This is a genomic window from Sulfobacillus sp. hq2, assembly GCF_002903155.1.
Classification (GTDB): Bacteria; Bacillota; Sulfobacillia; order Sulfobacillales; family Sulfobacillaceae; genus Sulfobacillus; species Sulfobacillus thermotolerans.
The window spans coordinates 105,473-132,465 of the sequence record NZ_NWUL01000045.1 but is presented as its reverse complement, the minus strand read 5'-3'; the positions used below and the strand labels follow the sequence as shown (position 1 = coordinate 132,465).

The following is a 26,993-nucleotide window of genomic DNA, read 5'->3' as shown; positions in this document are numbered from 1 at the left end:
GTCCGTGATATCTTTACACAGCGCCCGATTTAACCCATGTTGCGCCGTTGTTGGTACTTGTCCAGACAACGGGAACCGGAGAATCCGGGCTCATTACCCAAAGAATGCCCGAAGAGGGCACCGCCAATGCTACGCCTGCTTGCTGATTCGGCAGTGGAGTGCCCACAGGGGTCCACGTTGTCTGCCCCGGTTGCCATGAGATGACTTGAGTTTGCGAGCCATTTTTTTGCAACGCGTAGACGGTGTTGCCGTCGGCACGCACACTTGCCGCAGGGTTGCCGGTAATGGTTGCGGTGGGTGAGACCAAATGCCATGAAGCCCCAGCATTGGTTGTGGCATCCCACACGACGGATTGACGACCATGAATGGTGACGGATAACGCCATGCCCCCGTCTGTAGACGAGCTCCACTCGGGGGCTGAAGCAACGACCCCTAAACCGTTCCATGCGGTTGGGACCGGCACGGACACTGCATGCCAACCATGGGTGTAATGCCAAATAGAGACATGGTGACTGGCTTTATCCATTCCCGTGACCCATAGCGACTGGGCAGTCTGAGCAGAAAGCGTTTCATCTTTTACCCAGGGGGCATGTGATGCGGCGGTGGTCCAGTTTTGACCCTGATTTTGTGTCTCTAAAAGCTTGTGATTAGCCAATATCCAGGCAGAGTTAGATGAGGTCGCTGCCAGAGGGTGAATGGCTTCTGGGGGAATCGCCCCCGGTACCGGCCATGCAGTGCTCCACGAGGCTCCGCTGTTGGTGGTCACGCGGACCATAGGGTCCGGTTGTAGTCCATACGCACCAATCATCAACCAAGCGGTGGAGGGATTGAGACTATTAATCTCGATGCCGCCTCGCTCTGTTTCTCCTAAGGGCGTGGCAAAATGCCATGTTGAACCGCCACTGACGGTGTGACCTAAGCCGCGATACCCTTGATAGGGGTAAAGAGCCCATCCTTGGGAAAGATTTTGTGCGCTTAAGGCGTATGATAGGCCCATGGGCTGCCATATCCCGTGCCCCAGGCTGGAAGTTTTTAGAGTCTGGGGCGGCAACGACGCATGTAACATTTTGGCGACGTACGTGGCCAGCAATTGGGACGTGCCTCCAATATATTGCGTACGTGCGCTGGGATCGCTGAGCCATTCCTCTTGCCCATTGGGCGAAATGAGCCAAAACACATCAGTGTGTTGGACCATGCCATATTTCGGGGCATTCACGTACTCAAAATATTGGTGCCAAATGGTTTTCAGCGTGCTCAACGACGATGAGGTAGCATACGTCCAGTTTTTTACATGAGTTAGACCATGCTCTTTGTCAAACGCCTGGACATCGGAAATACTATGGTACTCGGGGTTTGCCACGACCGCGACCAATGCCACACGTGACGCTAGTTTGGGCCCAAGGAGGTGATTCATGTCGACCATTTCTTGGGCATCGATCGGACAATCCCACCAGCATACTGGGTCCAAAAAGGTCATGACGACCGCTTTACCGCGAAATTGACTTAAGCTGACAGGCTGGCCGTTTTGGTTGACCAGGTGAAAATTAGGGGCCGGCACATGGTTGACCGGCGTCATGCCGTCGGCGGCTAATGCCTGGGTAGCCGCCGCTGATAGGGTCGTGGAGGGCGAAGAGACCCAAAAATGACCGGCTGCCAATCCGGCCACAATCGCTGCTGGGGCAGCGATCCATGGCCATACGAGTTTTTTCTTGTCCGTACTCATAACGCGGAATGCTCCACGGCGGGTTCGTGGTGTGATACCCAATGGAATAAGGGGAGTTGCACGACTTGTGCGTAGACAACCAGTCCGATTAACACCACAACGCCGCTATTAGGATCGGTTCCCATGCCACCAAGCACGCCAAAATCCTGGCCCAACCACCAAGTGGCAAAGGTCACAAGGGCTGTGAGCCACCACGTCCACCCAGAACGTGGTTTGAGAGCCCACAAGACAGCCAATACCGCAAACACGCCGACTAAGATACCGTTCCATAAGGCAGGAGACTGACCCAATAATTTAGCCCAGGCAAAGAGAGGAGCAGAAAAGATGGCAGGTTGCGGCATTGAAGCCATACTCAAGACGTACGAAGCGAGGTTTTGACCATGCCACCACCCAGCAGCCGGCCAAGCTTGTAGAAAAGCTGAAAGCGTCCACAAGCCAATCATTGAGAGCCTTAAGACCTTAGCCACGCGGGGAGAATTCCAGTAAGTCGCGGGCGCGAGGAGAAGAATGGCGGCAAGCATATACAAGAGAACCGAGCCAGGGGAACCGCTTAGCCAATTGCCGCCGACAAATAGGCTGCCAAAGGCTTCGCCTCCGACCCATACAATGAGTCCCCACGCTAATGAGGTCCATAGTCCGACTTGACGCCAAATAGTGCCAGCTCCAAACAACATGGTGAGTCCAATGCCGATCTGAATCCATGTCGCGAATTCATTCCAAAGTACAGGGTTGATAGCCCATAGCCGAATGCTAATATTCATTAGGGATTCAACAGGTGCAGGTTGTCCTTGCAGCATAGGTGCAAGAAATCCGCCGATGAAACGCGTAATCATGAGCGGTTGCGCTTGCAACAGACCATCTAAAAGCCATAGTGCCCCAATGCCGCGCATCAACCATTCGTGAGCCGCTGGGTATGGCGAAGCTATGGTTTTGTGGCCTAAACGGTATGCCCGGATACCGATAATTAGGCCGCCCGCGACGACGATAGCTAATAACACGAAAAAAATATGGTAAAATTCCGCTTCAGCAAATGCGGGTGGTAAGGGAGACCCCATATTCATAACGAACACCCCTTATTGGTGGTAGTTATTAAACGTTAGTACTATGGTAGCACAGCATTTTAAGACGGCACACGGTTAAATCTGGCTATTTTGGACGGGTGCTCCGGATAAGTCTGATTATACTTCTTCGCGGCGACCAGGCCTTGGGTTATATGGTATTCGAGGGAAGCTTTAACTGCGTACGTGATGGTTGCATTGTATACTTGAAAGAAATTCGCAACACGGCGTGAGAAGAGGGGAAATCGATTGACGCTCTTGGAAATTTTAGTGGCTCTGTCGTTAGTGTTAAACATTATCGTTATGATTCTCTTAATCCAATATCGTTCGAACGGTCGTGTGTCTGATGTGATCGGGCAATATCAAAAGACGGTTGAGCAAGCCGTTCGTGAGGAATTGATGCAAGGACGCACAGAGTCCAGCCTTAGCGCAAAAATGACTCGTGAAGAAGTGCAAGAGGCCTTCAAGCGTTTAGGGGATGCGCTGCTTGTGACCTTAGGTGATAAGTCTAGGGAGCAACAAACAGCTCTCCATACCATTCAACAGTTTATCGCCAGTAATTTGTCAAGTTTGGCCAATGCGGATAAGAATCGCTTTGATGCGTTCTCCCAAGAGACTCAGCACGCGTTGGAAGCTCATTACCGAAACACGATTGCGGCCATTAGTGAAATGGCTACCCAACATAAAGGGCTTTTAGATTCGTTTTCCAAGCAACTGGCGGATTTGACGACGGTGAATGAAACAAAACTGGAACAGATGCGCACGACTGTGGAGCAGAAACTCTCAGCACTGCAGGAAGACAATCATAAACAACTCGAACAAATGCGGGTCACTGTTGACGAAAAGCTCCATCAAACGCTGGAACAACGGCTCGGAGAATCGTTTAAGCTGGTCAGCGAACGCTTAGAACAAGTGCATAGAGGACTAGGGGAAATGCAGACTCTAGCCTCGGGAGTTGGGGATCTTAAGAAGGTATTGGCTAACGTAAAAACGCGCGGGACGTTGGGAGAAATTCAGTTAGACAATATTTTAGAACAAACGCTCAGTCCCGAACAATATCAGCGCAGCGTCGCGGTACGGGCCGACTCGCTTGAACGCGTCGACTTTGCCATTTTTCTGCCTGGAAAAGATGATGATGCCAAACAAGTCCTTTTGCCGATTGACTCCAAGTTTCCTTTGGAGGATTACCAAAAATTAATGGATGCCGAAGAAGCGGGAGACGGAGCCGTGGCGGCAGAAGCAGGAAAAATGTTGGAAAATCGGGTCCGCCACGAAGCCAAAGCCATTCAAGAAAAATATATCAATCCTCCGCACACGACCGACTTTGCTATTATGTTCCTTCCTGTGGAAGGATTATTCGCGGAAATTCTACGACGGCCGGGTCTGTGGGAAGCGTTGCAGCGTGAGTACCATGTCATTGTCACAGGACCCACGACGATTACAGCGCTGTTAAATAGTTTGCAAATGGGTTTTCGCACCTTGGCCATTCAAAAACGCTCGAGTGAGGTCTGGTCTCTCTTAGGGGCGGTTAAAACGGAGTTTGGAAAATTTGGCGATATTCTCGAAAAGACTCAAAAGAAACTGCAAGAGGCGAGCAATACCATTGATACGGCCCGGACTCGTTCTCGCGCGATTGAGCGCAAGTTGCGGACGGTAGAGGCGGCTTCGCCGGGGCAGATATCTTCCTTGTTGCCGGAGGGAGATATAGCTTCGCTCGAATAATTGTGTGGGACTTCTTTTGGATTTTTAAACCGCCATCCTTCGAGATGGCGGTTTTTGTGTCTGTTGGATAAGCTCACACGCTAAACTTCCCTTCGTGGTTTGTCGAATAATGTTGAATTTGATGGGATTGTCGATTTGAATAATAACGTGTTTGATTATTGTTTCAATTTAGTAGGTGTGATACCATCGGACTAGTTGTACAAATCTGATAGCCATGATTGGGGGACGTCGTGTGGAGATTAGCCAAGTGTCTGTCACGATGACGGTAAACGGAATAACAATCACGCGTTCGGTGGAGCCCCGCACTCTCCTGGTCCATTTTTTACGGGACGAAGCGGGTTTAACCGGCACCCATGTCGGGTGTGATACCTCACAATGTGGTGCGTGTACGGTGTTGTTAAATGGCGACGCGGTGAAGTCTTGCACCGTGTTGGCGGTGCAAGCAAATGGTGCGGAAGTGGTCACTATCGAAGGCTTAGAACAAGAGGTATTGCATCCTGTGCAACAAGGATTTTGGGAAAAACATGGGTTGCAATGTGGTTTTTGCACGCCTGGTGCCATGTTGACGGCCTCGTATCTGCTTTCAACAAACCCCCATCCTTCTGAAACCGATATTCGTGATGCGCTCGATGGGCTGCTCTGTCGCTGTACGGGGTACGAGACTATCGTGCGTTCTGTGCAGAGGGCGCAAGAAATTATGGACGAACGCCAAACGGAGGAACGGGAAACGAAAATCGGTTAATTTGTGAATGCCCAGGAGGGATGTGCAGTGGCTGATGTAATCGGGAGTGCACTAAAGCGGCATGAAGATGTTCGCTTAATCCGTGGAAAAGGTCAATATACCGATGATATAAAATTGCCAGGCATGCTCTATGCGGGGATTGTTCGCAGTCCGCATGCGCATGCGCGTCTTGTTAAAGTGGATGTAAGTCGTGCGCTTAAAATGCCGGGTGTTGTCGCCGCCTTTACGGGCGCTGATTTGAAAGACGAGGTGGGTTTCATTCCCACTGCGTGGATTCCCCCCGACTCCGAAATGAAAATGACCCCTCATCCAGCCTTGGCTGTCGATATGGTGCGCTATCAAGGAGACGGCGTGGCTGTCGTCATTGCTCAGACACCAGCACAAGCCAGGGACGGGGTCGATGCTGTAGAGGTGGAATATGAGTCCTTGCCCGCTGTGACCAATCCTTTTGCTGCCGCTCAAGAGGGAGCCCCCTTAGTTCATGAAGATATTGCGGGAAACGTTGCCTTTCATTGGAAAGTCGGAGGGGATGTGGAGGAGATCTTCAACCGGGCCGAAGTCGTCGTGCGTCAAGAATTTCGACAACAACGGCTTGTGCCTAATGCCATGGAGCCGCGATCAGCGGTGGCACAATGGAATCCGGCAACCGAAGAACTGACCCTTTGGGCGACGACCCAAAATCCTCACATTCATCGTTTGCTCATGTCTGGAATTTTGGGCATTCCGGAACATAAATTGCGCGTTGTGGCGATTGATGTCGGAGGCGCCTTTGGTAGTAAAATTTCCTGCTATCCGGATGAAATCATCGTATCATGGGCGGCACGTCGGCTCAATCGGCCCGTGAAATGGACAGAGACCCGTACAGAAAACTTTACCGTGACCAGTCACGGGCGCGATCATGTGCAAGAGGTGGCGTTAGCGGGGACAAAAGATGGGCGCATCGAAGCTATTCGCGTCAAGACTTATGCCAATTTAGGGGCCTATCTATCGACCGCAGCGCCTGGTGTTCCCACCATTTTATTTGGACTCATCGTGAATGGGGCCTATGCGATTCCGCAAGCTTCGGCGGAGGTCTATGGGATGCTGACGCACACGACACCTGTCGATGCGTATCGGGGCGCCGGGCGCCCAGAAGCTACGTTTTTGGTTGAGCGAATGGTGGACTTATACGCTCACGCCATTAACAAAGACCCGTTAGAAGTGCGCAACATCAACTTAATCCCCGCGGAAGCTTTTCCCTATACGAATCCTTTCGGTCTGCAATATGATAGCGGCAACTATCAAGGCGCATTGGCCAAGGCGCTAGAGATTGTCGATTATGCGGCATTTCGGCGTGAACAAGAAAATCTGCGCCAGCAAGGCAAATATATTGGTATTGGGTTCAGCACCTATGTGGAGATGTGTGGATTAGGGCCTTCTGAAGTGGCAGGGGCTGTAGGGTTTCAAGGGGGACTTTGGGAAAGTGCCACGGTGCGAGTGCACCCGACCGGAAAAGTGACGGTATTTACAGGGGCTTCACCACACGGTCAGGGTGAGGAAACGACTTTTGCGCAAATCGTTGCCCAGGAGCTTGGCGTTCCCCCAGAAGATATTGAAGTGGTTCACGGCGATACGAGCAAAATTGCCATGGGGTGGGGGACTTATGGGTCGCGGACAACGGTCGTTGGGGGTGCGGCTATTCATCTAGCAGATCAAAAGGTGATTGCGAAGGCGAGAAAAATCGCGGCGCATAAGCTTGAAGTGGGCGAAGATGATGTGGAATTTGAGCAGGGAATCTTTTCGGTCAAGGGATTGCCAGCACGTGCTGTGACATTTCAAGAAGCCGCGCTTGATGCCTATTTGGCGTGGAGCTTGCCTGCGGGCATGGAACCGGCGTTGGAAGGCACGGCTTTTTACAATCCGGAAAATTTTACCTACCCATTTGGTACGCACATTGCTATCGTCTCAGTGGATCCCGATACGGGTGACGTGGAATTGATGCGCTATGTTGCGGTCGATGACGTGGGTGTCGTGATTAATCCCATGCTTGTCGAGGGGCAGATTCATGGAGGGCTAGTCCAAGGCATCGGGCAAGCGCTGTACGAAGGCGTGGAATATGACACCAATGGGCAATTGATGACGGGATCATTTTTGGATTATGCCATGCCTAAAGCGCGGTTCTTTCCGAAATTTGAAACCGCACATACGACAACGCCTTCACCCCACAATCCTTTAGGAGTTAAAGGGGTGGGGGAAACGGGGGCGATTGCTTCCACCCCTGCCGTGGTGAATGCGGTCATGGACGCCCTCGCACCTTTTGGGATTCAAGATCTACCGATGCCGTTAACCCCTCGCAAGGTGTGGCAGGCTATTGCGTCCAAAGGAGGTCACATGCATGTTCACGACGCCATTTGATTACCGGAATGCGCATTCTGTCCAAGACGTCATTGAGTGGTTACAAGAAGACCCGGATAATACCAAAATATTAGCAGGTGGCCATAGCTTATTGCCTTTAATGAAGCTGCGCTTATCCACCGTGTCTCATCTTATTGACATTGGCCAGATTCCTGAGTTGCAAGGAATCGTCTTAAGTGATAACGAACTTCGGGTTGGGGCATTTACCCGTTACGTGCAACTTGTCCGTGATCCATCAGTGGCTTTGGCCGCTCCGCTTGTTGCCGAAGCAGCGCGGGTCATTGGGGATTTACAAGTGCGCAACCGAGGGACCATTGGTGGCAGTTTATGTCATGCGGATCCGGCCGCTGATCTGCCTGCAGCCCTACTAGCTTTGGGGGCTGAGTTGGAGATTGCCGGACCGGCGGGAAAGCGGCGGGAAGATATTGATTCCTTTTTTTTAGCGCCTTTTATTACGACATTGGCCCCAGGTGAAGTGCTGACAGCGATTCGCATTCCACGAATGGCTCAAGGGGCCCGGTCCATATATCTCAAACGTCCTCATCTGGCTTCAGGCTATCCCATCATTGGCGTTGCTGCATGGGTTGTCCTAAGGGACGCGCAGGTTGACTCCTGCCGTATAGCGATAACCGGCATAGGCTCGGTGCCGTTTCGGGCCTTTAGTGCCGAGCAGATGCTGGTAGGTCAGACGTTTACGCGTGATGTCATATTGCAGGCCGCCGAACAGGTGGCGAGTGACCAGTCGTTTGACGACGATGATGATGGCTATAAAGCCAATCTATGTCGTGTTTATGTGACGCGCGCGCTTGCGGCATTAGGTAATCAAGGCTGAGCGCTATGGGCAGAAAACCGCAAAGTGTTGACCATGTCATAGCGGGCTTGCGCGCACAGCATTATTTGGCAGACTCTGCGTTAGCCACGGCAGTATTCTTAAGCATTGCGCTTGAGCGTCCACTTTTTGTAGAGGGAGAGCCAGGGGTCGGGAAAACCGCCCTGGCTCAAGCCGTTGCCCAAATGTTGGACGTTCCCTTAATCCGTTTGCAATGCTATGAGGGCATTGACCGTGAAAGCGCGCTGTATGAATGGAACTATCCGCGGCAGCTCTTGCACATTCGCATTCGCGAATTGGATGGAGATGACCGCGATACCCTCGAACAATCGCTGTATCACGAGGATTTCTTGCTCAAAAGGCCCCTTTATGCGGCAATTCGTCCCAATGGGCCGGCGCCTGTCCTGCTTATTGACGAGATTGATCGGAGTGATGATGAATTTGAGGCGTTTTTGCTAGAGGTTCTTTCGGAATTTCAAATTAGCATACCGGAACTCGGAACAATTCAAGCGGTCGAGCGTCCCATTGTGATTCTGACGTCGAACCGCACACGCGATGTGCACGATGCCCTGAAAAGACGGTGCTTGTACCAGTGGTTGGATTACCCAACTTATGAAAGGGAAATGGCCATCTTGCGTGAACGCATGCCGCAGTTAAATCCTAGCCTTTCGGAGCACATCGTCCGCTATGTGCAGTGTCTACGAACGAAGACGTTGCAAAAGCCCCCTGGGTTGGCCGAGACATTGGACTGGGCTTCTGCGCTCGAAGTTCTTGGGGTTGAGACCCTTTCGGCAGAGGCTGTCGAGAGGACGTTGGGGTGCGTTTTGAAATACCGTGAAGATATGGGGCAAGCGGACCATCAGGCCGTAACCACCATTCTCCAGGAAATTGCTCATGGATGAGGATAGGGCGGCTCAGAATCTAGGGGTGTTTGCGCGGGCTTTACGTAAGTGGGGATTCTCGTTGAGTGTGGAAGATGTGGTCTTGGCTGCCCGGGCTATGGCGCTAACCCAAGACTTTTCGCTTCCTGGTGTGCATGCGGTCCTGTCGGCCCTTTGGATTTCATCGCCTGAGCAACGGGTGTTATTTAACCGGGCGTATGCGTATTTTGCCGCTTTTTTAGCGGGGATCACTCCGGCAGCGCCATTCGGTGACCGCTGGCTGTCGGGCATCGGTTTGCCCGAACAAGGACGGACTTGGGTCAGTTGGATTGACGCCTCTATGTCTCTCTCATTGACCATGAGCAATCGTACCGTGTTGACGCATAGTGGTCGAGCCAGTGACGAGGAAGTCCATGGGGCCCAAAGTCCCACACATACCGTCGTGGATAATTTATGGCGACGACGTTTACTGGCGGTGCCGCCACACGTCATGCGAGCTTACCGTAGAAGAGATGCGCGTCGTGGTCGATTGTGGAATTTGTCGAGACTCTTGCGCAAGAACCGGGGGCGCTCCGAAATTATGACTCTGTGGCACCAAACCCAGCGCACGGCCATGCGTCCGACATGGATTGTGTGGGACGCGAGCCGTTCGATGGATGGCTTTATGGCCATGTATTTTCAATTTCTGCATGCGCTAGTGGCCACAAAAAATCGGCTGCAAGTGGTCATTTTCAGCACCCGTCTCACTAATGTGACGGCCGCGTTACAAATTGCGAACCAGGCGCATGCCTATGAAGCTGTGTTTGAGATGGCCCACGATTTACGAGGAGGCACGCAATTTGCCATGGCGGCCCGGGCGCTGTCTAAAATCTTGCAAACGCATACGACGACGCGGAGCGATGTGGTGATCATCACGGACGGCTATGATGCGCTGCCAGCCGATGGCTTAGGGGTGATATTGGGAAACATTGCAAGACGCTCCCACCGTGTGGTCTGGTGGAACCCTTGGCTAGGGCGTGATGGCTACCGCATTGCGACGGATACAGGGCGGGCCTTGGCACAATTTGCGGCACGCATCGAACCAGCCGGCAGTCTCGATGACTGTGTCAGAGCGTGGGCACGGTTAACATAATATGACGGTTCTTTAGAAGGGAGATTATGATGAAAATCGATGGACATAAACGGCTTGGCGTTTCCCCCGAGATGGCTTACAGGCTCTTTATGGATCCGGCTGTCTTAGTGCGGACTATGCCAGGACTTAAGGCGCTGGAACCATTAGAAGAAGGTGTCTATGCGGCAGAGATGGAGATAGGGGTGGCGTCTATCAAGGGCAAATATCAAGGACGTATGGAGATTAGAGATCCCATCAAGGCCCAGTCCTATCGCTTGGTTATGACGGGACAGGGTCCTGGAGGATTTGTAGAAGTGCATATGGACGTTGTTTTTTCCTCCCAAGACCAAGCTGCCCTGGTCACTTACCAGGGGGAAGCGCAAGTTGGGGGGCCCATTGCGCAAGTCGGGCAACGCATGTTATCAGGTGTCGCCACCTACATTGTCAATCAGTTTTTTTCGGCTATGGCCAAAGAAGCGGCATTGCAGGCCAAGGAGGCGTGATGATGTCCCAGCTACGCGAAGCGCGAAATCTTTGGCACCTTATGAGCGCGGCGCAGGCGAGCGGACACAAGGTGTGTATGGCGATGATTACGGCAGTGACGGGTTCGGCTTATAGGCGGCCGGGTGCGAAGATGATGATGGCGAGCGATGGGCAAATGGCGGGCACCTTAAGCGGGGGCTGCCTTGAGGGGGATATTTTCGCGCATGCGCAAGATTTAATGAACACAAAAGAATCGATGCTGTGCCATTATGACTTAACCGAAGAAGATATGTGGGGCCTTGGCATTGGGTGCAAAGGCGCAATCGATGTCTGGGTTGCGGCTATTGATGTGGCCCATCCGTTTTGGCAAGCCTTTGGCCGTCTGCTGGAAGAGGATGCGCCCTTTGTTCTTGGTGTTGAGCTGAACGGCCCCGAGAGGTTTTTACAGGCGGGTTCCGTTATTACGACGTTTTCAGGTTCGCCGTTGCCTTCTGTCGTGCCCGTGGGAGAAGGTCAAACGGTCGTCCGAGAGGGATGGGTCTTAGACCATTTGACGCCGCCGCAAAAAGTGGTGGTAACAGGGGCCGGACATGACGTCAAACCGTTGGTCGCCTTGGCACAACAAGCCGGCTTTGAAGTCAGTGTGTTGGATCCGCGCAGAATGTTTAATAATCCCCAAGTCTTCCCGCAAGCCGTCGAATGGGTGAATCAAGATGCGCAGCATGTCGATGCCGAGCGTTGGCCCCATGCCTATTGGGTAATCATGAACCATCATCAAGACCGTGATGAACACTGCCTAGACTTGGCCTTACGGTCTCAGCCTCGGTATGTTGGAGTTTTGGGGCCCTTAAGCCGCACCCAAGAGATGTTACGACATATTAATAGGCAATTCGAACCTCATGTGGCGTTTTTTCCCGTGGGATTGGATGTGGGAGCCGAAACGCCGGAAGAGGTCGCCATTAGCATTGTCAGCGAAATGATGGCGGTACGCGCCAAGCGCACTCCTGACCACCTCAAGGGCCGTGAGAAAATTCATGGACAGTAAAGAACTCCAGTTCATGTGATTGGTCTAAGAATTGGCAAAATGGCAGGGATAATCCGGCATTCAATATGCTTGGTGAGTAAATCCTCGCCGTCAATATCGAGAGGGAGGGGAGTATTGGCATCGATTCGCAGTTCTTGAGTCTCCATGACGCGTACACCGGGAAGGGTGGTATGCCGTCCACGGTACACTTGCAAGAAGTGGCGGAGAAAGAATGAACGCGGAACATTATCGACTAAGATGACCGTTAATACGCCGTCATCAATGCGGGCAGTAGGCGCAATCCACATGCCTCCCCCAAAATATGCGCCGTTAGCCATAACGACAGTCAAGGGACTCATCTGTGTTTGGTATCCGTCGATCGTGAGCGTCAGTGCTTGGGGGTGAAATATTTGGTAGGCTTTGAACGCGCCTACGATAAAGGATGCTCGGCCGCCCAACCGCTTGCTATGATGATTAACGTAGGATGCCGTAACACCGCCTAACCCGACATCTGCAACGTTCGCAAAGTATTTTTGCACGATACCGCCGGGCCCTTGAAGTGTCAGCTGTCCAATGTCCGCATAGACGACAGGCCAAGACATAATCCCTTCCCAGAACAATTGGGGGGAAAGATGCCTGAGCTCTGGGGCATAGAGCGTCCGGCTAAAGTCCGAACCCGTTCCTCCGGGGATTAAAATCAGGACCGGTAACGGGCGATTCCGGTTAGCCATAAGGCCGTTGACTACTTCATTAAGCGTGCCATCTCCACCAATAACAAAAAGCGCTGATGCATTGAGCTCAAGGGCACGTTGAGTAAGCTGCGTCGCGTGCTTAGGACGCTTTGTTTGCCATGTTGCTAAAGACATGTGCCAAGTATCGGCCACGCGCTTAAGCCCCTCCCATGTACGTAGAGCCCGTCCCGACGCCGCATGCGGGTTGACAATGGCAATCATACGTCCTTGAGCCCATAACGGACGGTCTTTAGTGAGCAAGGTTGCCATGGTCGTCCAAAAGGCAGTATATGAAAAAATGGTAACGACAGGTGGTGGGGTGTCTGAGTGAACTCATGAGGCCTCCTAGTCCGTAGTGCTGTGGGATCATTGTATCATGGGTGTGCTATACTTCATGGAATTTTAGCCGTAAAGCCAATACCGGACACTGGTATCTTCTGGCGAGGAAGTGCGGTAAGGTAGAAAAGAGGCGCGTGTATAGCGAGACATATCCGCATTGCAATGCGCCTAGAAGGGAGCGCTTATCGTGTCTCAGCCGTTGTTTTATGGGTTTTTGTCCAATAGTTATACATCGGCTTTAGTCTCCCCCGACGGGGTTATTGAATGGCTGCCCTTTCCTCGCTTTGATAGTGATGCGATTTTTTGCCGCATGCTTGATAAAACCCGGGGCGGGTTTTTTAGCATCCAGCCCCGCGATGATTTTGAGAGTGAACAAGTCTATGGCGAGAACACGAATATTGTCGTCACAACTTTCCACACCGAGCAGGGTCAGGCACAACTGCGGGATTTTCTCCCCATTGGACGTGCGGCGCTGTGGAGGGTTGTGGATGCCGATATTCCGTTAACACTGATTTGCCGTCCGACTTTTTCTTTTGGCGCGGCGGGCTCAGCCTATGAAATCGTTGACGATGGCGCTATTTTTCGCCATCCGGCGGGACCTGAAGTGGTAGTTTTGACGATTCAAGGGCCGATGAAAAAACTTGCTCGTCGGGATCATTGGGAAATTGGCCCAGGGCAAGTTGTCGTAGTTCTGCGCTATGGGCAAGATTACGAACGAGATCGCATCTGGCTACAAGAACCGCTGGCTCATGCGCCAAACGTCGAAGATGCCACCCGGAAGTTTTGGCAACGAAGCCTGCTCCCTTATGACGGACCTCACCCCGAGGCATTTAACCGGAGTATGTTAGTGATTAGGGGCCTCATGTACCGTACAAATGGAGCGTTATTAGCGGCCGCGACCACATCGCTGCCGGAGGCTGTGGGAGCGGGTCGACAATGGGACTACCGGTTTGTCTGGGTCCGTGATGCTTCGTATGCAGCAGAAGCCTTGTTGTTGGCCGGTGATCCGGTAGCGTGCCGACGTTTTATTGAATTCATGTTAAATACTGTGGATTTAGTGGGCAAACCGTTGGCTGCGCCGTTTTACCGCGTGGATGGGACACGGAGTCAAGGCGAGCGTGAGTTGCTTTGGTTGGCGGGGTATAAAAATTCGCGGCCCGTCCGTGTCGGGAATGCAGCCAGTGATCAAATTCAGATGGACATTGAGGGCGACTTGCTATGGGTGGTCTTATTATATTGGCGGCAGACGCATGATCAGACCTTTATTAAAGAATATTGGTGGGCAATTTTGACACTGGTGTCATGGGTTGCCGAGTACTGGAAGACGCCGGATGCTTCGTTGTGGGAATTTCGCGATGAGGACGATTTATACACACATTCCCAACTGATGTGCTGGGTGGCTCTCAAAGTGGGTGAAACGTTAGCGAAAGAGGCCATGCAAGATCTTGTAACCGCGAAGACATGGGGGCAGGTGGCGGAACGGGTGGCGAACAGTCTTTGGCAAGATGTAAAAGAGAGTGGCCTTCCCTATTTTACGCAGGGCAAACATCATCGCCATGTCGATGCGGCCTTATTAACGATGCCGCTTTATGGGTTTGTTGGGGTGGACGATCCGGTGTTTGCTAGGACCTTGGAACACATTGAAGCCACCTTGCTACACCAAGATTTCGTTTATCGCTACCGTGAAGACAATATGGGTCCAGTGCTGTATCCTTTTACGCTTGCAGGATTTTGGCTGGCTCGGGTTTATTTGCGCAAAGGCAATCTCGAGCGAGCTGATGCGCTAATTGCGGCCCAGTTACGTGGTGTGACTGACATGGGGTTGTTTGCTGAACATATCGATCCGGTGACACTAGAACCTCATGGAAACTTTCCGCAATTGTTTCCTCATGCCGCTGTGATTACGGCGTTGATGGAGCGAAAACAAGCAACCAGGGGGTTTCCAGATCCATATGCCGCGGAACGCAAAGTTCAAGTTGAAGGAGGGCGTTAGATGACGGACCATAGCACCTTTGTTATTTTTGGAGCCACAGGCGATTTAACCCGTCGACTTTTGTTTCCAGCCATTTACCGTTTATACGCCCAAGGTGAATGGGCGCCTACGCGGATTATTGCCTATGCGAAAGAAGATTGGAGTGCTTCGCAGTTTTTGACGCATGTTGAAAACAACCTCAAGTCTTTTGCGCCGATTTTTGATGCGAACACTTGGGAACGCTTGAAAGCTTCCGTAACGTATCGTTCCGGCGATCTGCAGGCTCACGATCTAAAGCAGTTGGCTCCAGACATTACCGGACCCGCCGTGTTTTATCTGGCATTGCCACCGCAACTGTTTGCTCAAGCCGCAAAGGGCCTGGGAGAGGCAGGGTTCAATGATCAAACGAATGGGTGGCGACGGCTGGTCGTAGAAAAGCCGTTTGGTTGGGATCTGGAATCGGCCCAAACGTTAGGGAACGCCATTGCCGCGTGGTGGGCAGAAGATCAGATCTTTCGCATTGACCATTTTCTCGGTAAGGATACGGCGCAAAATGTTCTTGTCTTTCGTTTTGTCAATCGATTATTGGAATCCGTCTGGAATGGGGCTCATATTGCGCAAGTGCAGATTACCTATGCGGAAACATTAGGGCTAGAAGGACGCTGGCAGTACTATGACAAGGCGGGTGCCTTGCGGGATATGTTGCAAAATCATTTGTTGCAGCTTTTCGCACTGGTCGCCATGGAACCGCCGAGTGGATGGGCAGCGGAGGAGCTCCATAATCACAAGGCGGAAGTATTACGGGCTGTGCGCGCTCTGGAAGCGGACAGTGCGGTGGCAGGTCAATATGGGCCGGGAACGACTCAGGGCCAGGCCGTTCCTGGGTATGTTCAAGAAAACGGAATTGCCGCAGATTCCCAGACAGAAACGTATGCGGCATTGAAACTCCATGTCGATAACTGGCGATGGCATGGCGTTCCATTTTATTTGCGAAGCGGTAAGCGGCTGGCTGCAGATTACGCTGAAATTGCGATTCAGCTCAAACCCGTTCCGCGCCACTTATTTGGGGCGGGCCTGGCGGATTGGCTAGTCTTTCGGATGAAACCCGATGAAGCTATTGACCTCGTGATGTTTGCGAAAAAACCCGGCCTGGAAATGGATACCAAACAAGTGACTTTGAGTGCGCCGTATAAAAAGGCTGGAGAGCATGATTATTCGGCGTATGAACAATTGCTCTTAGATGTGCTCAGTGGGGAACAAAGCGCCTTCCCGCGGTGGGACGAAGTTGAGCAGTCATGGCGGATTGTGGACCCTATTTTGAAAGCGTGGGCCAATACCCCACCAGAAGTTTACCCTGCTGGCAGCCAAGGGCCGCGCAGCCAGGATCGATTGATGGAGGCCGGATTGCAGTGGCGTCCACTGCCATCATAACGGCAAAGGGCCGGGCCCCATAGTTGGGATGCCGGCCCGTTTTTAGTTTGCGGGCACTGTGAAGGTCATGGAGGTGCTAACAGCGAATGCGCTGGTGGCTGGAGCATACAGGTCTTTGGCGTAGACGACAATGGTATAAGTGCCTGATCCATTAGGTTGGAAGAGGTCCGTGCCCGCTCCGTAGGCTCCACTGGCGTGCCATTGACCGTTGGGGCTTTGAATCCAGAACTGATAAACGGGATTCGAGATCCCAGATGCATGAGCGTCTAAGGCCACAGGATTGGTTGAAGAGATGGTTAAGTTGACGTGGCTGTCCACGTTGATGACGGTCGTCGCATCAAAGGCTTGCGAGAAATCATGCTGCGCAAATTGTTGGCCATCGAGCGCGTAGACAGCAATGACATAAGATCCCGGTTGGAGATTACTAATGGTCCAAGTGTTTTGAGGCGAATAGTTTTGAACCATTTCCCATCCTTTGTTAGGAGCTAACAGCCAGAATTGATAAAGGGGCGTGCCGTTCGCGTCCGTAGCCTGAGCGGTTAAGGTTAGGGATTGGCCGCGGGACGCGAAAGCCGAAGGCCCGCTGAGATGTAGCGCAGACACCATGGGCGTGTTCTTGGGAGCCAAGACGTTAATGGTATCGGAGAACGTTACAGGTGAGGAGCCGAGTCCTTGGATATAAACAATGAGATCGTAGCGACCAGGCACAACAGGGGTAAAATGCAAGGTGTTGCGGGAGGAAAATCCGCCCTGTGGCGCGCTCCACAAGCCGGTTTGAGGATTGCGAATCCAAAACTGGTAGGATAGAGCCGCAGATGACGATGAAAATCCCACGGTGACCGTGATGGGTTGGGCGACGACCGGATTTGAAGACGTCGATATCGTAGGAGCGGGCACCACAGAAAGGGAGACGGTCGCGGGTTGGATATTGGCGCCGTGGGGACCAAAGGCCGTGAGGCTTTGCGTGCCCGGCGACTCGAACGTGACAGGAACTTGGGCTTGGCCATTCGTAAAGGTAATCTGGGCGGGGAAATGCGCGTGAGTATCGGAACTGGTCAGAGTTACCGTATTCGCAAACGTGGATACGAGATTGCCTTGGCCATTAAGGACCTTTAAGGTCCACATTTGTTGAATGCCGGCCACTGCTTGCGAGGGGACATGCGTCCATTGCAATTGACTGGCAGACGTCGACTGCGGATCCCAGACTTGTGCTAACTGATCCCAGTTGGGGGCACCCAAACCCGTTACGGGATTCCATGAACCGGGGGCGGAACTAGTGACGCTGTAATATCCGTTACTGCCCCATAAGGCTTGCATAAAATCCTGCGGATGATCCTGGGCTGCGTTAAACAGCAGCGGGTTGATATTACCGAGGCCGATATGTTGTATGCCATCAGCCGTTTCAAGATCGTCAAGCCAACCGGCTGTTAATGGGGCGGCTAAACTGGTTCCCCCGAGTCCCACCACCGAGCCGTCAATCACTCCCTGAAACGATGGAAACCCAGCCATGGAAGCAATATCGGGAATTCCAAGACCTGATGCATTAGCGGGCAACACTGGGGTTTGCCAGCTAGGAATGGGCGTGCTACCGAATCCGCCCGTTGAGGCATTGTTTTCAGCGAGATAGGCTTGCAGGATCGGCAACGGCAATCCATTCAGATAGTCGCCCCCCCATGCTTTAAGGACAACCGGGCCAGACAGGTTTGTCATGGTACCCGTATTGTTTGTTGTCGCGGCGGCCGCGAGATTGAGCCCTCCCACCGTGAGAGCGTCGGGTTGATTGTCGGCATCTGGGGTACCAAGGCTCATGCCCGAGGAGCTCGCGTAAGCGCCTTCGTCCCCACTGGCGAATACCAGGGTAATGCCTTCCGCCGTGCAGGCATTCATTAACGTGCTCAGTGTCGCGGCATTTTCTCCGTAAAAGCCATAACTAATGGTCGCGATTTTCGGTGCGCCATTTTGGGCCAATAATGCCAAAAATGATGTCAAAGGGTCAGCGGGATCGTTGGCGCTATAGACGTAGTCGGCAATGGGAGCACCAGGAGCTACCGACGCCACGGCTTGTAGGTCCAAATTCGGTTCGACGGCTGAGGGGCTTGACCCAGACGTGGTGGTCGATGACCCTGAACCGGTATTGGGAAATGAGACGGAAGGCACGGGCAAAGATTCTTGAGCCATCAAGGTCGATAGGTCAGAAAGACTCGGAGCATCTCCCACGGTTAAAATGGCGACCGGTGCTGGAGGGGTCTGCAGTGCCTTTTGGTAAAGCGTTTGGGCACCTAAGAGTTGGCTAACCTGAGAGCCGGAGAGTGGGAAGAGTGCAGTGGCTGGGCCGCTAAACGTCGGCAGTGGGAACGAGATATTTTGGATGGTGCCGTCGGCCAAGGTCACGGTAGCACTCAGCGTGTCCACTTGATTCGTGGCACTAAAGCCAGCTAACTCGAGCTGCCAAAGCGTGTTATTACTGCCAGGAAATGCTTGGCCGTTCCCGTACGAGCCAATGTTATTCAAGGTATCGGCGATATTGGCGATTGATTGAATAGCCAGAGGCTGGCCTGTGGGACTTTGAGCCGAGACAATCAGGTTGAAGGGCAACCCCGCCGGAATGTCGGAACGGATGGCTGGATTGAAACTCATCACAGTTATGCTGTCCCCATTGCTCGCCGTCACGGACTCGACTTGAGTAGGCGGTTGTGAGAAATCATAAGATGTGAGATTGCTAGTGGACGTCTCGGAACGCACGGTCACGAGATGGCCGGGAGAGTGCGTCCACGCCTTGGCGAGGGTCGCGTGCGGGGTGATGATGTGGACTGGAGAAAGTCCATCAATGGCGTACAAATCCCGAGCGACGGGAATTTTTAACGTTGAACGATGGGCGGGTATTTCGGCACTTAGGGTTAATGCGGTCCGGTGGATAATCTGCCAACCGGCGTCGCTGACGGCTTGCATCACTTGCGCAAAGGCTTTAGGTGACGGCCCGAATTCTTGCGCCAGTTTTTGAGGGGTGAGAAAGTGGTGATACAAAGGCGAGGTGGGGGTGCTGACAGCGCGGGCGTAATTTTGCAATAATGCAGCGCGCCTTGGGGTATCCACCAGGATTGTCACGTTGCGCACGGTTCCTTGGGATGCGGAGTGCTCCAAGGTGGGCAACTCACTTTGGTAAAAAGGCGTGGATGGCAATCCCGTATGCGGCAATGATTTTATCGGTACCGCATACGCCAACGGAGTCGCGGCCATAACTTTGACATTTATCAACGGTAATATCATAGCAGTGGATAGGATAAAAGGAATGGCACGGATATTCACGGCAAGCGCTCCTCTTTTCACGGCATGTTGCCATATGTACTTAGAAGAGTTCGCTTTGGACATGAAAACTCCTGCTCATGTTGATGGGAAATGTCAGGAAGGTACTGTGACCACAAAATGTATGGTTCGAGGGGCGCACAAGCCCTGCGCGCCTCGAACGGGTTAGGAAACGACTTTTAAGATGGCCTTGCCGGTGCTTTGTCGGTTCTCGACCCACTGCTGAGCTATAGCGGCATCGGCAAGGGGCACTGTCATGCCAATCGGGACGTTGAGGCGGCCTTTGGCAATCAAGGGCAGAACTTGCGAGGCTATGACCTGTAATAGATGGGGATGGTTTTTACGCGTGGTGCCTAGGCTATAGCCTAGCACCGAACGGCAGCTCGCGTGTAAATCGGTGGTCTGCACAATGCCGGGCTCCCCGCTAGCATTGCCAAAAACCACAAGACGGCCATAGGGCGCTAAACAGGACAGGCTTTGTTGCGTGATAGGGCCGGCGACGGAGTCGAGGATAACATCGGCGCCATGGCCGTCTGTAAGAGTATTCACACGTTCGGCAAAAGGCTCGGTGGGGTAGCAAATCACGTGGTCAGCGCCAGCCGCGTAACTTGCTGCAATTTTTTCTTGGCGGCTGACGGCGCCAATGACCATGCCCGCTCCTAGAATTTTGGCCAATTGCGTTGCCACCGTGCCGATGCCGCCTGCGGCCGCGTGGACAAACACCACTTCACCAGCCTTTAGACGTGCAACGTCATGGAGCAAAGCATATGAGGTAAAGCTTACTAAAGGACAGGCTGCAGCTGTATCCCAGTCAACTTCAGGGGGAAGCGCAAATGTTAGGGTTTCGTCGACGACGATATATTCCGCATAGGAACCATTTGCAGGGAAGGCGATGACCCGTTGACCCGGTCGAAATCGGGTCACCTCCGACCCTACGGCTTCGATAGTGCCTGCAGCATCTAAGCCTGGTATGAACGGGGGGGTCCCCGCGTTATGATATTGGCCATAGCGGGCTTTAATATCGGCAAAGTTGACACTGGTTGCGTGAACCTTGATGAGCACTTGATGCGAGTTCATGTCGGGTCGGGCGACATCGACGACCCGGAGTACTTCTGGACCACCGAAGGCGGTGACGACGACGGCCTTCATATGTACCCCTCCTACCTTAAATTTTGTAGGAATCCTGGTATTCTCATTAATTTTTGTGAAATGCCGGGACTTCTTCTCACTTGCTCTTTATCATCGCACATGTGTAGCGCCTTCACCAGTCCCAAAAGGCTATGTTGATTTAGTGAAGGACAATCAACGCGACGCCTATCAAAATAAGGAAGGTACTTGCCAGACGATGGGGCTGCCACGGTTCTTTTAAAATGGCCCAACCCATCACGGGGGCGAAGGCAATCGATATTTGCCGCAACGCCAGAACGGGGCCAACGAGGGCCAACTGATAGGCATATAAAATGAGAAGATAGGAGACGACGCTCACAATTCCAGACAGTATGGCTGTTTTGGGTGAGGCTAAAGGGGCTGTCTTTAGAGCCCAGGGAGTTAATAGGAGGGCGGTTCCGAGATATTGGCAAGCGATGTAAGGCCAAGGCGAAATGAGATGGACACTATGGCTATCAACTGCAGAGTAAAGTGCAATAAAAAGCGCCACACTCAAAACCCAGCCTAGTGTGCGGAGCGTGGAGCGGGTTTTAAATGCGGGCACGATGACTGCCACCGCAATGAGCAAGACACCCACAAGAGGCCAAAGCCCGGGTACTTGTCTAAACAGCCCCCATGCTAGGGGAATACTCAAGACGATGCCCGTGCCCCGCGCAGCGGGATAGACGTCTTGCAACGCGCCTTGCCGATAGCTTTGGGCGAGAGAGGAAAAATATAGGCTATGGATGGTAATCGTGGCGAGAACCCACGGCCAAACGGTTTGTAAATGCCAAGGAATCCCTAAAGCTATTGTGATTAAAGCAGCAAACAGGCCTCCAGAGAGGACCAGGATCCACACAAACCGCAAGCTGCCCTCGGTTGATCGGACGGCAGTATTCCAACCCAAATGCAAAAACGACGACGCACTCACGAGACCTGCCGCTAGTAAGTTCATCAAACCCCCCTATCTAATATATCACATACCCCCTAGACCGCGAGGCTGCATGGATTTCGGGAGAGATTCGTGTTAGTGTGGCAATAAGAAGGGGGCGACAGTGTGGGAAAACATCATAATAAAGCCAAAGGTTCGAATAAAGATAAGGAGCACATGGAACCCGATACGTATGCGCAGACGTTGAAAGCGTTGCAAATCGAGCTTCTTAAGCTACAAGTGGACGTGGTGGCTCATCAGCGCAAGATTTTAGTCATCTTTGAAGGGCGGGACGCGGCAGGCAAGGACGGGACCATTCGGCGCTTTGCCAAGCATATGAATCCTAGGCAAACGCATGTGGTCGCACTGGATAAGCCAACAGATAAAGAGAGTACGGAATGGTACTTTCAGCGGTATGTGTCCCACTTGCCGGCTGGTGGAGAGCTTGCCCTGTTTAATCGCAGTTGGTATAACCGCGCCGGGGTAGAAAAGGTGATGGGATTTTGCACGGCTACGCAATATGAAGAGTTTATGACGACGGTACCGTTTTTTGAGCAAATGCTCCATCAGTCCGGCATGAAAATCTTCAAGTATTACTTAGATATTAATAAAGAGGAACAAAAGGCACGGTTGGAGGAACGAAAAAAAGATCCCTTAAAACGCTGGAAATTAAGTCCGATGGATGAGCAGGCCCTTAAGCATTGGGATGCGTATAGCGAAGCCCGTAACCACATGTTTGCGCGGACGAGCCATCCTGATGCGCCGTGGTTTGTTGTGAAAGCCGACGATAAAAGGCGGTCGCGTTTAGCAGTCATCCAGCATTTCTTACACGCGACCCCTTACGAGGGCAAAGATTTGGCTCTTTTGAATCCCGATCCCCTAATTGTCTTCCCATTCGATTCTGAGGCGTTAACGGACGGGCGCATAGCGCCCTAAGACGTAGTTTGTTACACGCTGACAGCAGGGCGAGTATCGTAATAGGGCAAGAGACCTTTGATGGTGTTGAGCTCTTCTTCGACTTGACGAAAATCATCGTCTGTCTTAGCCAATGACACTAAGCCGTGAAACAGACCCACGTGAAAAGCGACTAATTGGCGATGATATACCAGTGTGGGATCAGGGGTCGTAAGCGATCCGGGGTGGATAGCATGAATGGCTGAGTATTCTGCAATCAACTGCCTCTTACGGCGTTCAACTTGTTGAGGGGTCATGACTTTTCCTCCTGCCATCGAATTTATGACCATGTGATAGTATTATATCCTAAACTTCGCAGGATAGACGATCTTTTTCTGTGAAGGGGAAAAATGATGGCTCCCGCCTGGCGGATCCGTGTGGGGGCTTTTGGTACTAAGGGGAGCGGGAGAATCCCCGCTCCTTGTGCGTTCCGATTAAAATCCGCGCCGCGGATCATTGACCATTTCGATGCGGCCGCATTCCGGGCAGACAAAGACGTGCACAATGACATTTTTCTCTGTCATTTGATCAAATAGGGTTTCATCACGTGCGCCCAGGAGCAAATCAGCGGCGACACCCCATCCTCGGTTCATGCCGCCCGTACGCAGCGCATGCGGACCGTGATACTGCATGGCGACATTGCAACTATTGCAAAGATGATCAGGCATATTAGTGGCTTGCTGGCCTTCAGCCATGTTCTTCAGGGATTTGAAAAAGCTCATACCTGTGCCCCCTTATTGCTAGAATGTTCCTGCGGATAGTGTAGCATAGGCGCCAGGGGATTACGGTGTTGTTTTCGATGACGAGCTCCATGCGCGACCAAAGCCTTCCAGAAATCCTAAAATGACTCGCACGGCACGGGCGGTTTCCGGATTTTTCAATGCGCCCAACAGTTGAAAAATTCCCATGCCTTCATTCTGCGTGCTAGCTTTTGGGTCGTTCATACTCTTTATTCCATTCGCAGCGGCCATGAGGACAACGTGCCATGTTTCTTGGGGAATCGTGCCGATAAAAGCGGCCAACTGTTCCATATTGTTTACCGCCATTTTGACGCCGGGTTGATTAATTTCGTTAATCACCAGATGCAGTATGGAATCGCGCTGCTCCAAGAGACCCGTGACAAAGTCTAAGACCCCGGCAGACTTGAGCGCATGGACAAAACGCTCGAGATCGTATGACACGGGTGCGTGGTTGTCAGGCGCTTTCGTTGTGATGACATTAATTGTGGGCTGTGCCATTGAGCGTTTCCTCCGTTCCAAGATGTTTTTGGGCGGTCACTAGGGGGATATAGTCTCGGCGTGCCCATTTGGCTGCGACGTTAACCCCGCGCTGAGGATGGCGATGCTTAAATCGCCAATTACGCCGCGGCAATGGGCTCCGGCCTAATCCTTGCGGGTCAACGACTTCCATATAAGCGCGCGTTTCTTTATACGCGGGCGTACTGGTCCGCGTATCGATACCGGTTCCGGTGATGTTATTGACTGCCCCCTCACCTAGCGAGTTCATCGGCACATACAATGCTTTGCCGCTGACACGGTTAGTAATGAGCACCGGGGCGGTTAAGGATCCCGTAGGGGATACCAGACGTACCATCGTGCCATCTTGTAGATTCCGCTCATGGGCTAGCTCAGGCGACACTTCGACAAACATCCCAGGAACGACGTGGCGGATCCCAGCAGACTGATAGGTCATGTTGCCTTCGTGAAAGTGCTCCAACAATTGACCGTTGTTGATATGGAGGTCATACTTGGCGTCTACTTGGCTCATGCCGGACATGGTTAAGGCGACCAAATGGGCTTTGCCATCAGGTTGATGAAAGGACTGGGTATACAAAAGCGGCGAGTCGGTGCCATCTTCCAAGACCGGCCACTGCAAACTCCGGTAGCCCTCTAGGCGTTCGTACGTGACGCCGGCAAATAGGGGGGTCAGCCGTGCTGCTTCAGCCATGATCTCTTCAGGATGGGTATACGTCGGCCACTGGGCACCCAAGTGGGACGCCATGTCTTGTAAAATAATCCAATCGGGTCGGGAGTTGGCTAAAGGCTCCATGGCTTGATAGATCCGTTGAATGCGTCGTTCGGTATTGACGAACGTGCCGTCTTTTTCTAGGGACGGAGATGCGGGTAAAATCACATCCGCATATTGGGCAGTTTTTGTCAAAAAGATTTCTTGCACCACCATAAACTCCAGTTGTTCAAAAGCCTGTCGGGCTTCTTCGGCATTAGCATCCACTAGCCCGGTATCTTCCCCTACGATATAGACCATTTTGATGCGGCCTTGTAATATGGCACCTGCTAATTCTTGGTTGTTGATACCGCGGGTTTTGGGTAATTCTTTGCCCCACGCGGCTTTGAATCGTTCTCGTACTTCCGGGTCGGCTGGGTCTTGGTAACCGGGCAAGTAATGCGGCTTGGCACCAAAATCGGAAGCGCCTTGTACGTTGTTATGGCCCCGCAGCGGGTAAGCGCCGGTGCCGGGGCGGGCAAAGTTTCCCGTCAAGAGAAGCAAATTAGCGATGGCCAAAGAAGTTTCGGAGCCGTCACGATGCTGAGTTACGCCCATCGCCCACAAAATGGACAGAGAATGGGCTTCATGAATCATGGACGCAACTTGCATCGTGGTCTGTTCAGGCACCCCTGTGATGGTACGGGTGTGCTCGAGAGAATACGGAGCAAGAAATTCTTTGTAGTCCTCGAATCCGGTGACCCACTGGGCTAAAAAGTCGTGATCAATCCAATCTTGGTCGATGAGATACTTAGAAATACCAAGAATCCATACGCCATCGGTACCGGGGTTGGGTTGAACAAAAATGTCGGCGCGCTCCGCCATTTCATGGCGGCGAATGTCGACCACGACCAACTTTTGGCCATGAAGCTTATGGGCGCGCTTGACTCGTGTGGCCACAACCGGATGCGATTCGGCGGTATTCGAACCCACAATCATCACCATATCGGCTTGGGCAATATCGGACACAGATCCACTATCGCCGCCGAACCCGACGGTTTGCCGAAGTCCGTACGTGGCGGGATCTTGGCAGTAGGTGGAGTCATTATCGACGTTATTCGTACCGATTGCGTGGCGGGCGAGTTTTTGTAAGAGGTAGGCCTCTTCATTCGTGGCTTTGGACGACGCAATAAACATAAAACTATCGGGCCCGTGCTGCTTTTTGATTTGCAGCATGCGCTCGGCAATCAGGCGATACGCTTCTTCCCACGTTGCTTCGTAGAATGCATCCCCCCGTCTAATGAGGGGCTGTGTGAGGCGCTGCGGACTATTCACAAAGTCCCAGCCAAACTTCCCTTTAATACAGGTGGAAATGCCATTAGTCGGAGCTTCTGGGCTTGGCTCAACCTTCAGGACTTGGCGGCCCTTGGTCCAAATGTCAAAAGAGCAGCCAACCCCGCAATAAGTGCAGACGGTCTTGGTTCGTTTAATGCGACTCTTTCGCATGGCCGATTCAATATCGGATAAAGTAAAAACCGGAGGTAAACTTGGTTCCACATCTTCCACCCACTCAATCATGGGCTCGAGTGTTTCTTGCGGAATATTGGTGAGATAGCCGGCTTCGCCCAGCATAGTTTTTTCCATTAAGGCGTTACAGGGGCAAACGGTCACGCAGTGACCGCACGAGACACACGAGGATTCCCCAATGGGCACACCGTCATCCCAGATCACCCGAGGACGCTCCAGACTCCAATCAATCGAGAGCGTCTCATTGACTTCGAGGTCTTGACAAGCTTCTACACAGCGTCCACAGAGAATGCATTGGTCGACATCGTAGCGGTAAAAGGGGTTAGTGGCGTCAATCTTTTCATAGGGTTTTCGCTCAAAAGGGTACTTCTGATGGACTAAACCGACCTGTTTAGTCGTGTTGTGGACCACACAATTCCCGTTGTTGTTGTCACACACCGTGCAGTAGAGTTGATGATTGTGCAAAATGCGGTTCATGGCTTCGGCTTGCGCTTCCTGCGCGGGCGCACTGTGGGTATTGACCGTCATGTTGGGGGCGATTTTGGTCGCACAAGCACGCACGAGTCCACCTTCTGTTTCGACAATGCAGGTATCACAGGTTTGAATGGGCCCAAGACTCGGATGATAGCATATGTGAGGGATATCTTGATTGTTTTTCAGCATCACATCGAGAATGGTGTCGCCCCGGTGGCCGGTGATGGTTTGGCCATCGATGATAATTTCCCAGACATTCTGACTCAACGGATGC

General features: G+C 52.4%; 21 protein-coding genes. 11 read left to right on the top strand and 10 right to left on the bottom strand.

The window, feature by feature from the left end; all coding sequences use genetic code 11:
• Positions 1–13: 13 nt before the first annotated feature.
• Both CO251_RS13220 and CO251_RS13215 read right to left on the bottom strand, forming a co-directional pair.
• Positions 14–1,723 carry an SCO family protein gene (locus tag CO251_RS13220; RefSeq protein ID WP_103376286.1) on the bottom strand — a complete coding sequence of 570 codons (1,710 nt, stop codon included), beginning with the start codon at positions 1,721–1,723 and terminating at the stop codon, positions 14–16.
• Complete coding sequence (locus CO251_RS13215) at positions 1,720–2,784, bottom strand: hypothetical protein (RefSeq protein ID WP_103376285.1); 1,065 nt, start codon at positions 2,782–2,784, stop codon at positions 1,720–1,722. Before CO251_RS13215 ends, CO251_RS13220 begins: the two co-directional genes overlap by 4 nt.
• Positions 2,785–3,030: 246 nt before the next feature.
• Here CO251_RS13215 and rmuC point away from each other — a divergent pair, with 246 nt between their 5' ends.
• The 8 genes from rmuC to CO251_RS13175 all read left to right on the top strand — a co-directional run bounded on the left by rmuC (position 3,031) and on the right by CO251_RS13175 (position 11,988).
• Positions 3,031–4,503, top strand: a complete 1,473-nt coding sequence (gene rmuC / locus CO251_RS13210; RefSeq protein WP_242968603.1) for a DNA recombination protein RmuC — start codon at positions 3,031–3,033, stop codon at positions 4,501–4,503.
• Between the two features lie 214 nt (positions 4,504–4,717).
• Positions 4,718–5,245 (top strand): (2Fe-2S)-binding protein, encoded by a 528-nt coding sequence (locus CO251_RS13205; RefSeq protein WP_103376284.1) that lies wholly within the window; start codon positions 4,718–4,720, stop codon positions 5,243–5,245.
• A gap of 27 nt (positions 5,246–5,272) precedes the next feature.
• Positions 5,273–7,639: a xanthine dehydrogenase family protein molybdopterin-binding subunit gene (locus CO251_RS13200; RefSeq protein ID WP_103376283.1), complete on the top strand. Its 2,367-nt coding sequence runs from the start codon at positions 5,273–5,275 to the stop codon at positions 7,637–7,639.
• On the top strand, positions 7,620–8,471 hold the full coding sequence (locus tag CO251_RS13195; protein ID WP_103376282.1) for a xanthine dehydrogenase family protein subunit M: 852 nt from the start codon (positions 7,620–7,622) through the stop codon (positions 8,469–8,471). Before CO251_RS13200 ends, CO251_RS13195 begins: the two co-directional genes overlap by 20 nt.
• Before the next feature lie 5 nt (positions 8,472–8,476).
• A complete protein-coding gene (locus tag CO251_RS13190; protein WP_103376281.1) occupies positions 8,477–9,370 on the top strand; it encodes a MoxR family ATPase in 894 nt (297 codons plus the stop codon).
• Positions 9,363–10,481, top strand: a complete 1,119-nt coding sequence (locus CO251_RS13185) for a VWA domain-containing protein (RefSeq protein WP_103376280.1) — start codon at positions 9,363–9,365, stop codon at positions 10,479–10,481. The genes CO251_RS13190 and CO251_RS13185 overlap by 8 nt, the downstream gene beginning before the upstream one ends.
• Positions 10,482–10,507: 26 nt before the next feature.
• The gene (locus tag CO251_RS13180; RefSeq protein ID WP_242968602.1) at positions 10,508–10,963 is read left to right on the top strand and encodes a carbon monoxide dehydrogenase subunit G; all 456 of its coding nucleotides are present in this window, start codon (positions 10,508–10,510) and stop codon (positions 10,961–10,963) included.
• Positions 10,963–11,988, top strand: a complete 1,026-nt coding sequence (locus CO251_RS13175; RefSeq protein ID WP_242968601.1) for an XdhC family protein — start codon at positions 10,963–10,965, stop codon at positions 11,986–11,988. The genes CO251_RS13180 and CO251_RS13175 overlap by 1 nt, the downstream gene beginning before the upstream one ends.
• An 11-nt stretch (positions 11,989–11,999) precedes the next feature.
• Here CO251_RS13175 and CO251_RS13170 read toward each other — a convergent pair whose 3' ends face one another.
• Positions 12,000–12,968 carry a diacylglycerol kinase family protein gene (locus CO251_RS13170; RefSeq protein WP_103376278.1) on the bottom strand — a complete coding sequence of 323 codons (969 nt, stop codon included), beginning with the start codon at positions 12,966–12,968 and terminating at the stop codon, positions 12,000–12,002.
• A 256-nt stretch (positions 12,969–13,224) separates the two neighbouring features.
• Here CO251_RS13170 and CO251_RS13165 point away from each other — a divergent pair, with 256 nt between their 5' ends.
• On the top strand, positions 13,225–15,030 hold the full coding sequence (locus CO251_RS13165) for a glycoside hydrolase family 15 protein (RefSeq protein WP_103376277.1): 1,806 nt from the start codon (positions 13,225–13,227) through the stop codon (positions 15,028–15,030).
• Positions 15,031–16,440: a glucose-6-phosphate dehydrogenase gene (gene zwf, locus CO251_RS13160; RefSeq protein ID WP_103376276.1), complete on the top strand. Its 1,410-nt coding sequence runs from the start codon at positions 15,031–15,033 to the stop codon at positions 16,438–16,440.
• A 42-nt stretch (positions 16,441–16,482) separates the two neighbouring features.
• On the opposite strand, the gene CO251_RS13155 is transcribed toward zwf, so the two are convergent.
• The 3 genes from CO251_RS13155 to CO251_RS13145 all read right to left on the bottom strand — a co-directional run bounded on the left by CO251_RS13155 (position 16,483) and on the right by CO251_RS13145 (position 21,844).
• Positions 16,483–19,809: a protease pro-enzyme activation domain-containing protein gene (locus CO251_RS13155; RefSeq protein ID WP_103376275.1), complete on the bottom strand. Its 3,327-nt coding sequence runs from the start codon at positions 19,807–19,809 to the stop codon at positions 16,483–16,485.
• Between the two features lie 99 nt (positions 19,810–19,908).
• On the bottom strand, positions 19,909–20,892 hold the full coding sequence (locus CO251_RS13150) for an NADPH:quinone oxidoreductase family protein (protein WP_103376274.1): 984 nt from the start codon (positions 20,890–20,892) through the stop codon (positions 19,909–19,911).
• 139 nt (positions 20,893–21,031) lie between these two features.
• A complete protein-coding gene (locus CO251_RS13145) occupies positions 21,032–21,844 on the bottom strand; it encodes a DMT family transporter (RefSeq protein ID WP_103376273.1) in 813 nt (270 codons plus the stop codon).
• 102 nt (positions 21,845–21,946) lie between these two features.
• Between CO251_RS13145 and ppk2 the strand changes: the two genes are divergently transcribed.
• Entirely contained in the window at positions 21,947–22,756 is an 810-nt protein-coding gene (gene ppk2 / locus CO251_RS13140; protein ID WP_242968600.1) for a polyphosphate kinase 2, read from the top strand.
• An 11-nt stretch (positions 22,757–22,767) separates the two neighbouring features.
• Here the strand turns inward: ppk2 and CO251_RS13135 are convergent, their stop codons facing one another.
• From CO251_RS13135 to fdhF, 4 genes are all read right to left on the bottom strand, one after another.
• The gene (locus CO251_RS13135) at positions 22,768–23,031 is read right to left on the bottom strand and encodes a hypothetical protein (RefSeq protein ID WP_103376272.1); all 264 of its coding nucleotides are present in this window, start codon (positions 23,029–23,031) and stop codon (positions 22,768–22,770) included.
• 177 nt (positions 23,032–23,208) lie between these two features.
• Entirely contained in the window at positions 23,209–23,496 is a 288-nt protein-coding gene (locus tag CO251_RS13130; protein ID WP_103376271.1) for a hypothetical protein, read from the bottom strand.
• 60 nt (positions 23,497–23,556) lie between these two features.
• A complete protein-coding gene (locus tag CO251_RS13125; RefSeq protein ID WP_103376270.1) occupies positions 23,557–24,012 on the bottom strand; it encodes a DUF1641 domain-containing protein in 456 nt (151 codons plus the stop codon).
• Positions 23,993–26,986, bottom strand: coding sequence for a formate dehydrogenase subunit alpha (fdhF, locus tag CO251_RS13120; protein ID WP_103376269.1), 2,994 nt, complete (start codon positions 26,984–26,986; stop codon positions 23,993–23,995). The genes CO251_RS13125 and fdhF overlap by 20 nt, the downstream gene beginning before the upstream one ends.
• Between the last annotated feature and the right edge of the window lie 7 nt (positions 26,987–26,993).

Excerpts from the sequence above, each read along its gene's own strand:
- CO251_RS13150 (WP_103376274.1), bottom strand. The coding sequence starts at position 20,892 with ATGAAGGCCGTCGTCGTCACCGCCTTCGGTGGTCCAGAAGTACTCCGG.
- CO251_RS13170 (WP_103376278.1), bottom strand. The coding sequence starts at position 12,968 with ATGGCAACCTTGCTCACTAAAGACCGTCCGTTATGGGCTCAAGGACGT.
- CO251_RS13180 (WP_242968602.1), top strand. The coding sequence starts at position 10,508 with ATGATGAAAATCGATGGACATAAACGGCTTGGCGTTTCCCCCGAGATG.
- CO251_RS13145 (WP_103376273.1), bottom strand. The coding sequence starts at position 21,844 with ATGAACTTACTAGCGGCAGGTCTCGTGAGTGCGTCGTCGTTTTTGCAT.
- CO251_RS13130 (WP_103376271.1), bottom strand. The coding sequence starts at position 23,496 with ATGAGCTTTTTCAAATCCCTGAAGAACATGGCTGAAGGCCAGCAAGCC.
- CO251_RS13205 (WP_103376284.1), top strand. The coding sequence starts at position 4,718 with ATGATTGGGGGACGTCGTGTGGAGATTAGCCAAGTGTCTGTCACGATG.
- CO251_RS13125 (WP_103376270.1), bottom strand. The coding sequence starts at position 24,012 with ATGGCACAGCCCACAATTAATGTCATCACAACGAAAGCGCCTGACAAC.
- CO251_RS13185 (WP_103376280.1), top strand. The coding sequence starts at position 9,363 with ATGGATGAGGATAGGGCGGCTCAGAATCTAGGGGTGTTTGCGCGGGCT.
- CO251_RS13220 (WP_103376286.1), bottom strand. The coding sequence starts at position 1,723 with ATGAGTACGGACAAGAAAAAACTCGTATGGCCATGGATCGCTGCCCCA.
- CO251_RS13155 (WP_103376275.1), bottom strand. The coding sequence starts at position 19,809 with ATGTCCAAAGCGAACTCTTCTAAGTACATATGGCAACATGCCGTGAAA.
- CO251_RS13215 (WP_103376285.1), bottom strand. The coding sequence starts at position 2,784 with ATGAATATGGGGTCTCCCTTACCACCCGCATTTGCTGAAGCGGAATTT.
- CO251_RS13190 (WP_103376281.1), top strand. The coding sequence starts at position 8,477 with ATGGGCAGAAAACCGCAAAGTGTTGACCATGTCATAGCGGGCTTGCGC.
- CO251_RS13135 (WP_103376272.1), bottom strand. The coding sequence starts at position 23,031 with ATGACCCCTCAACAAGTTGAACGCCGTAAGAGGCAGTTGATTGCAGAA.
- CO251_RS13175 (WP_242968601.1), top strand. The coding sequence starts at position 10,963 with ATGATGTCCCAGCTACGCGAAGCGCGAAATCTTTGGCACCTTATGAGC.
- CO251_RS13195 (WP_103376282.1), top strand. The coding sequence starts at position 7,620 with ATGTTCACGACGCCATTTGATTACCGGAATGCGCATTCTGTCCAAGAC.
- zwf (WP_103376276.1), top strand. The coding sequence starts at position 15,031 with ATGACGGACCATAGCACCTTTGTTATTTTTGGAGCCACAGGCGATTTA.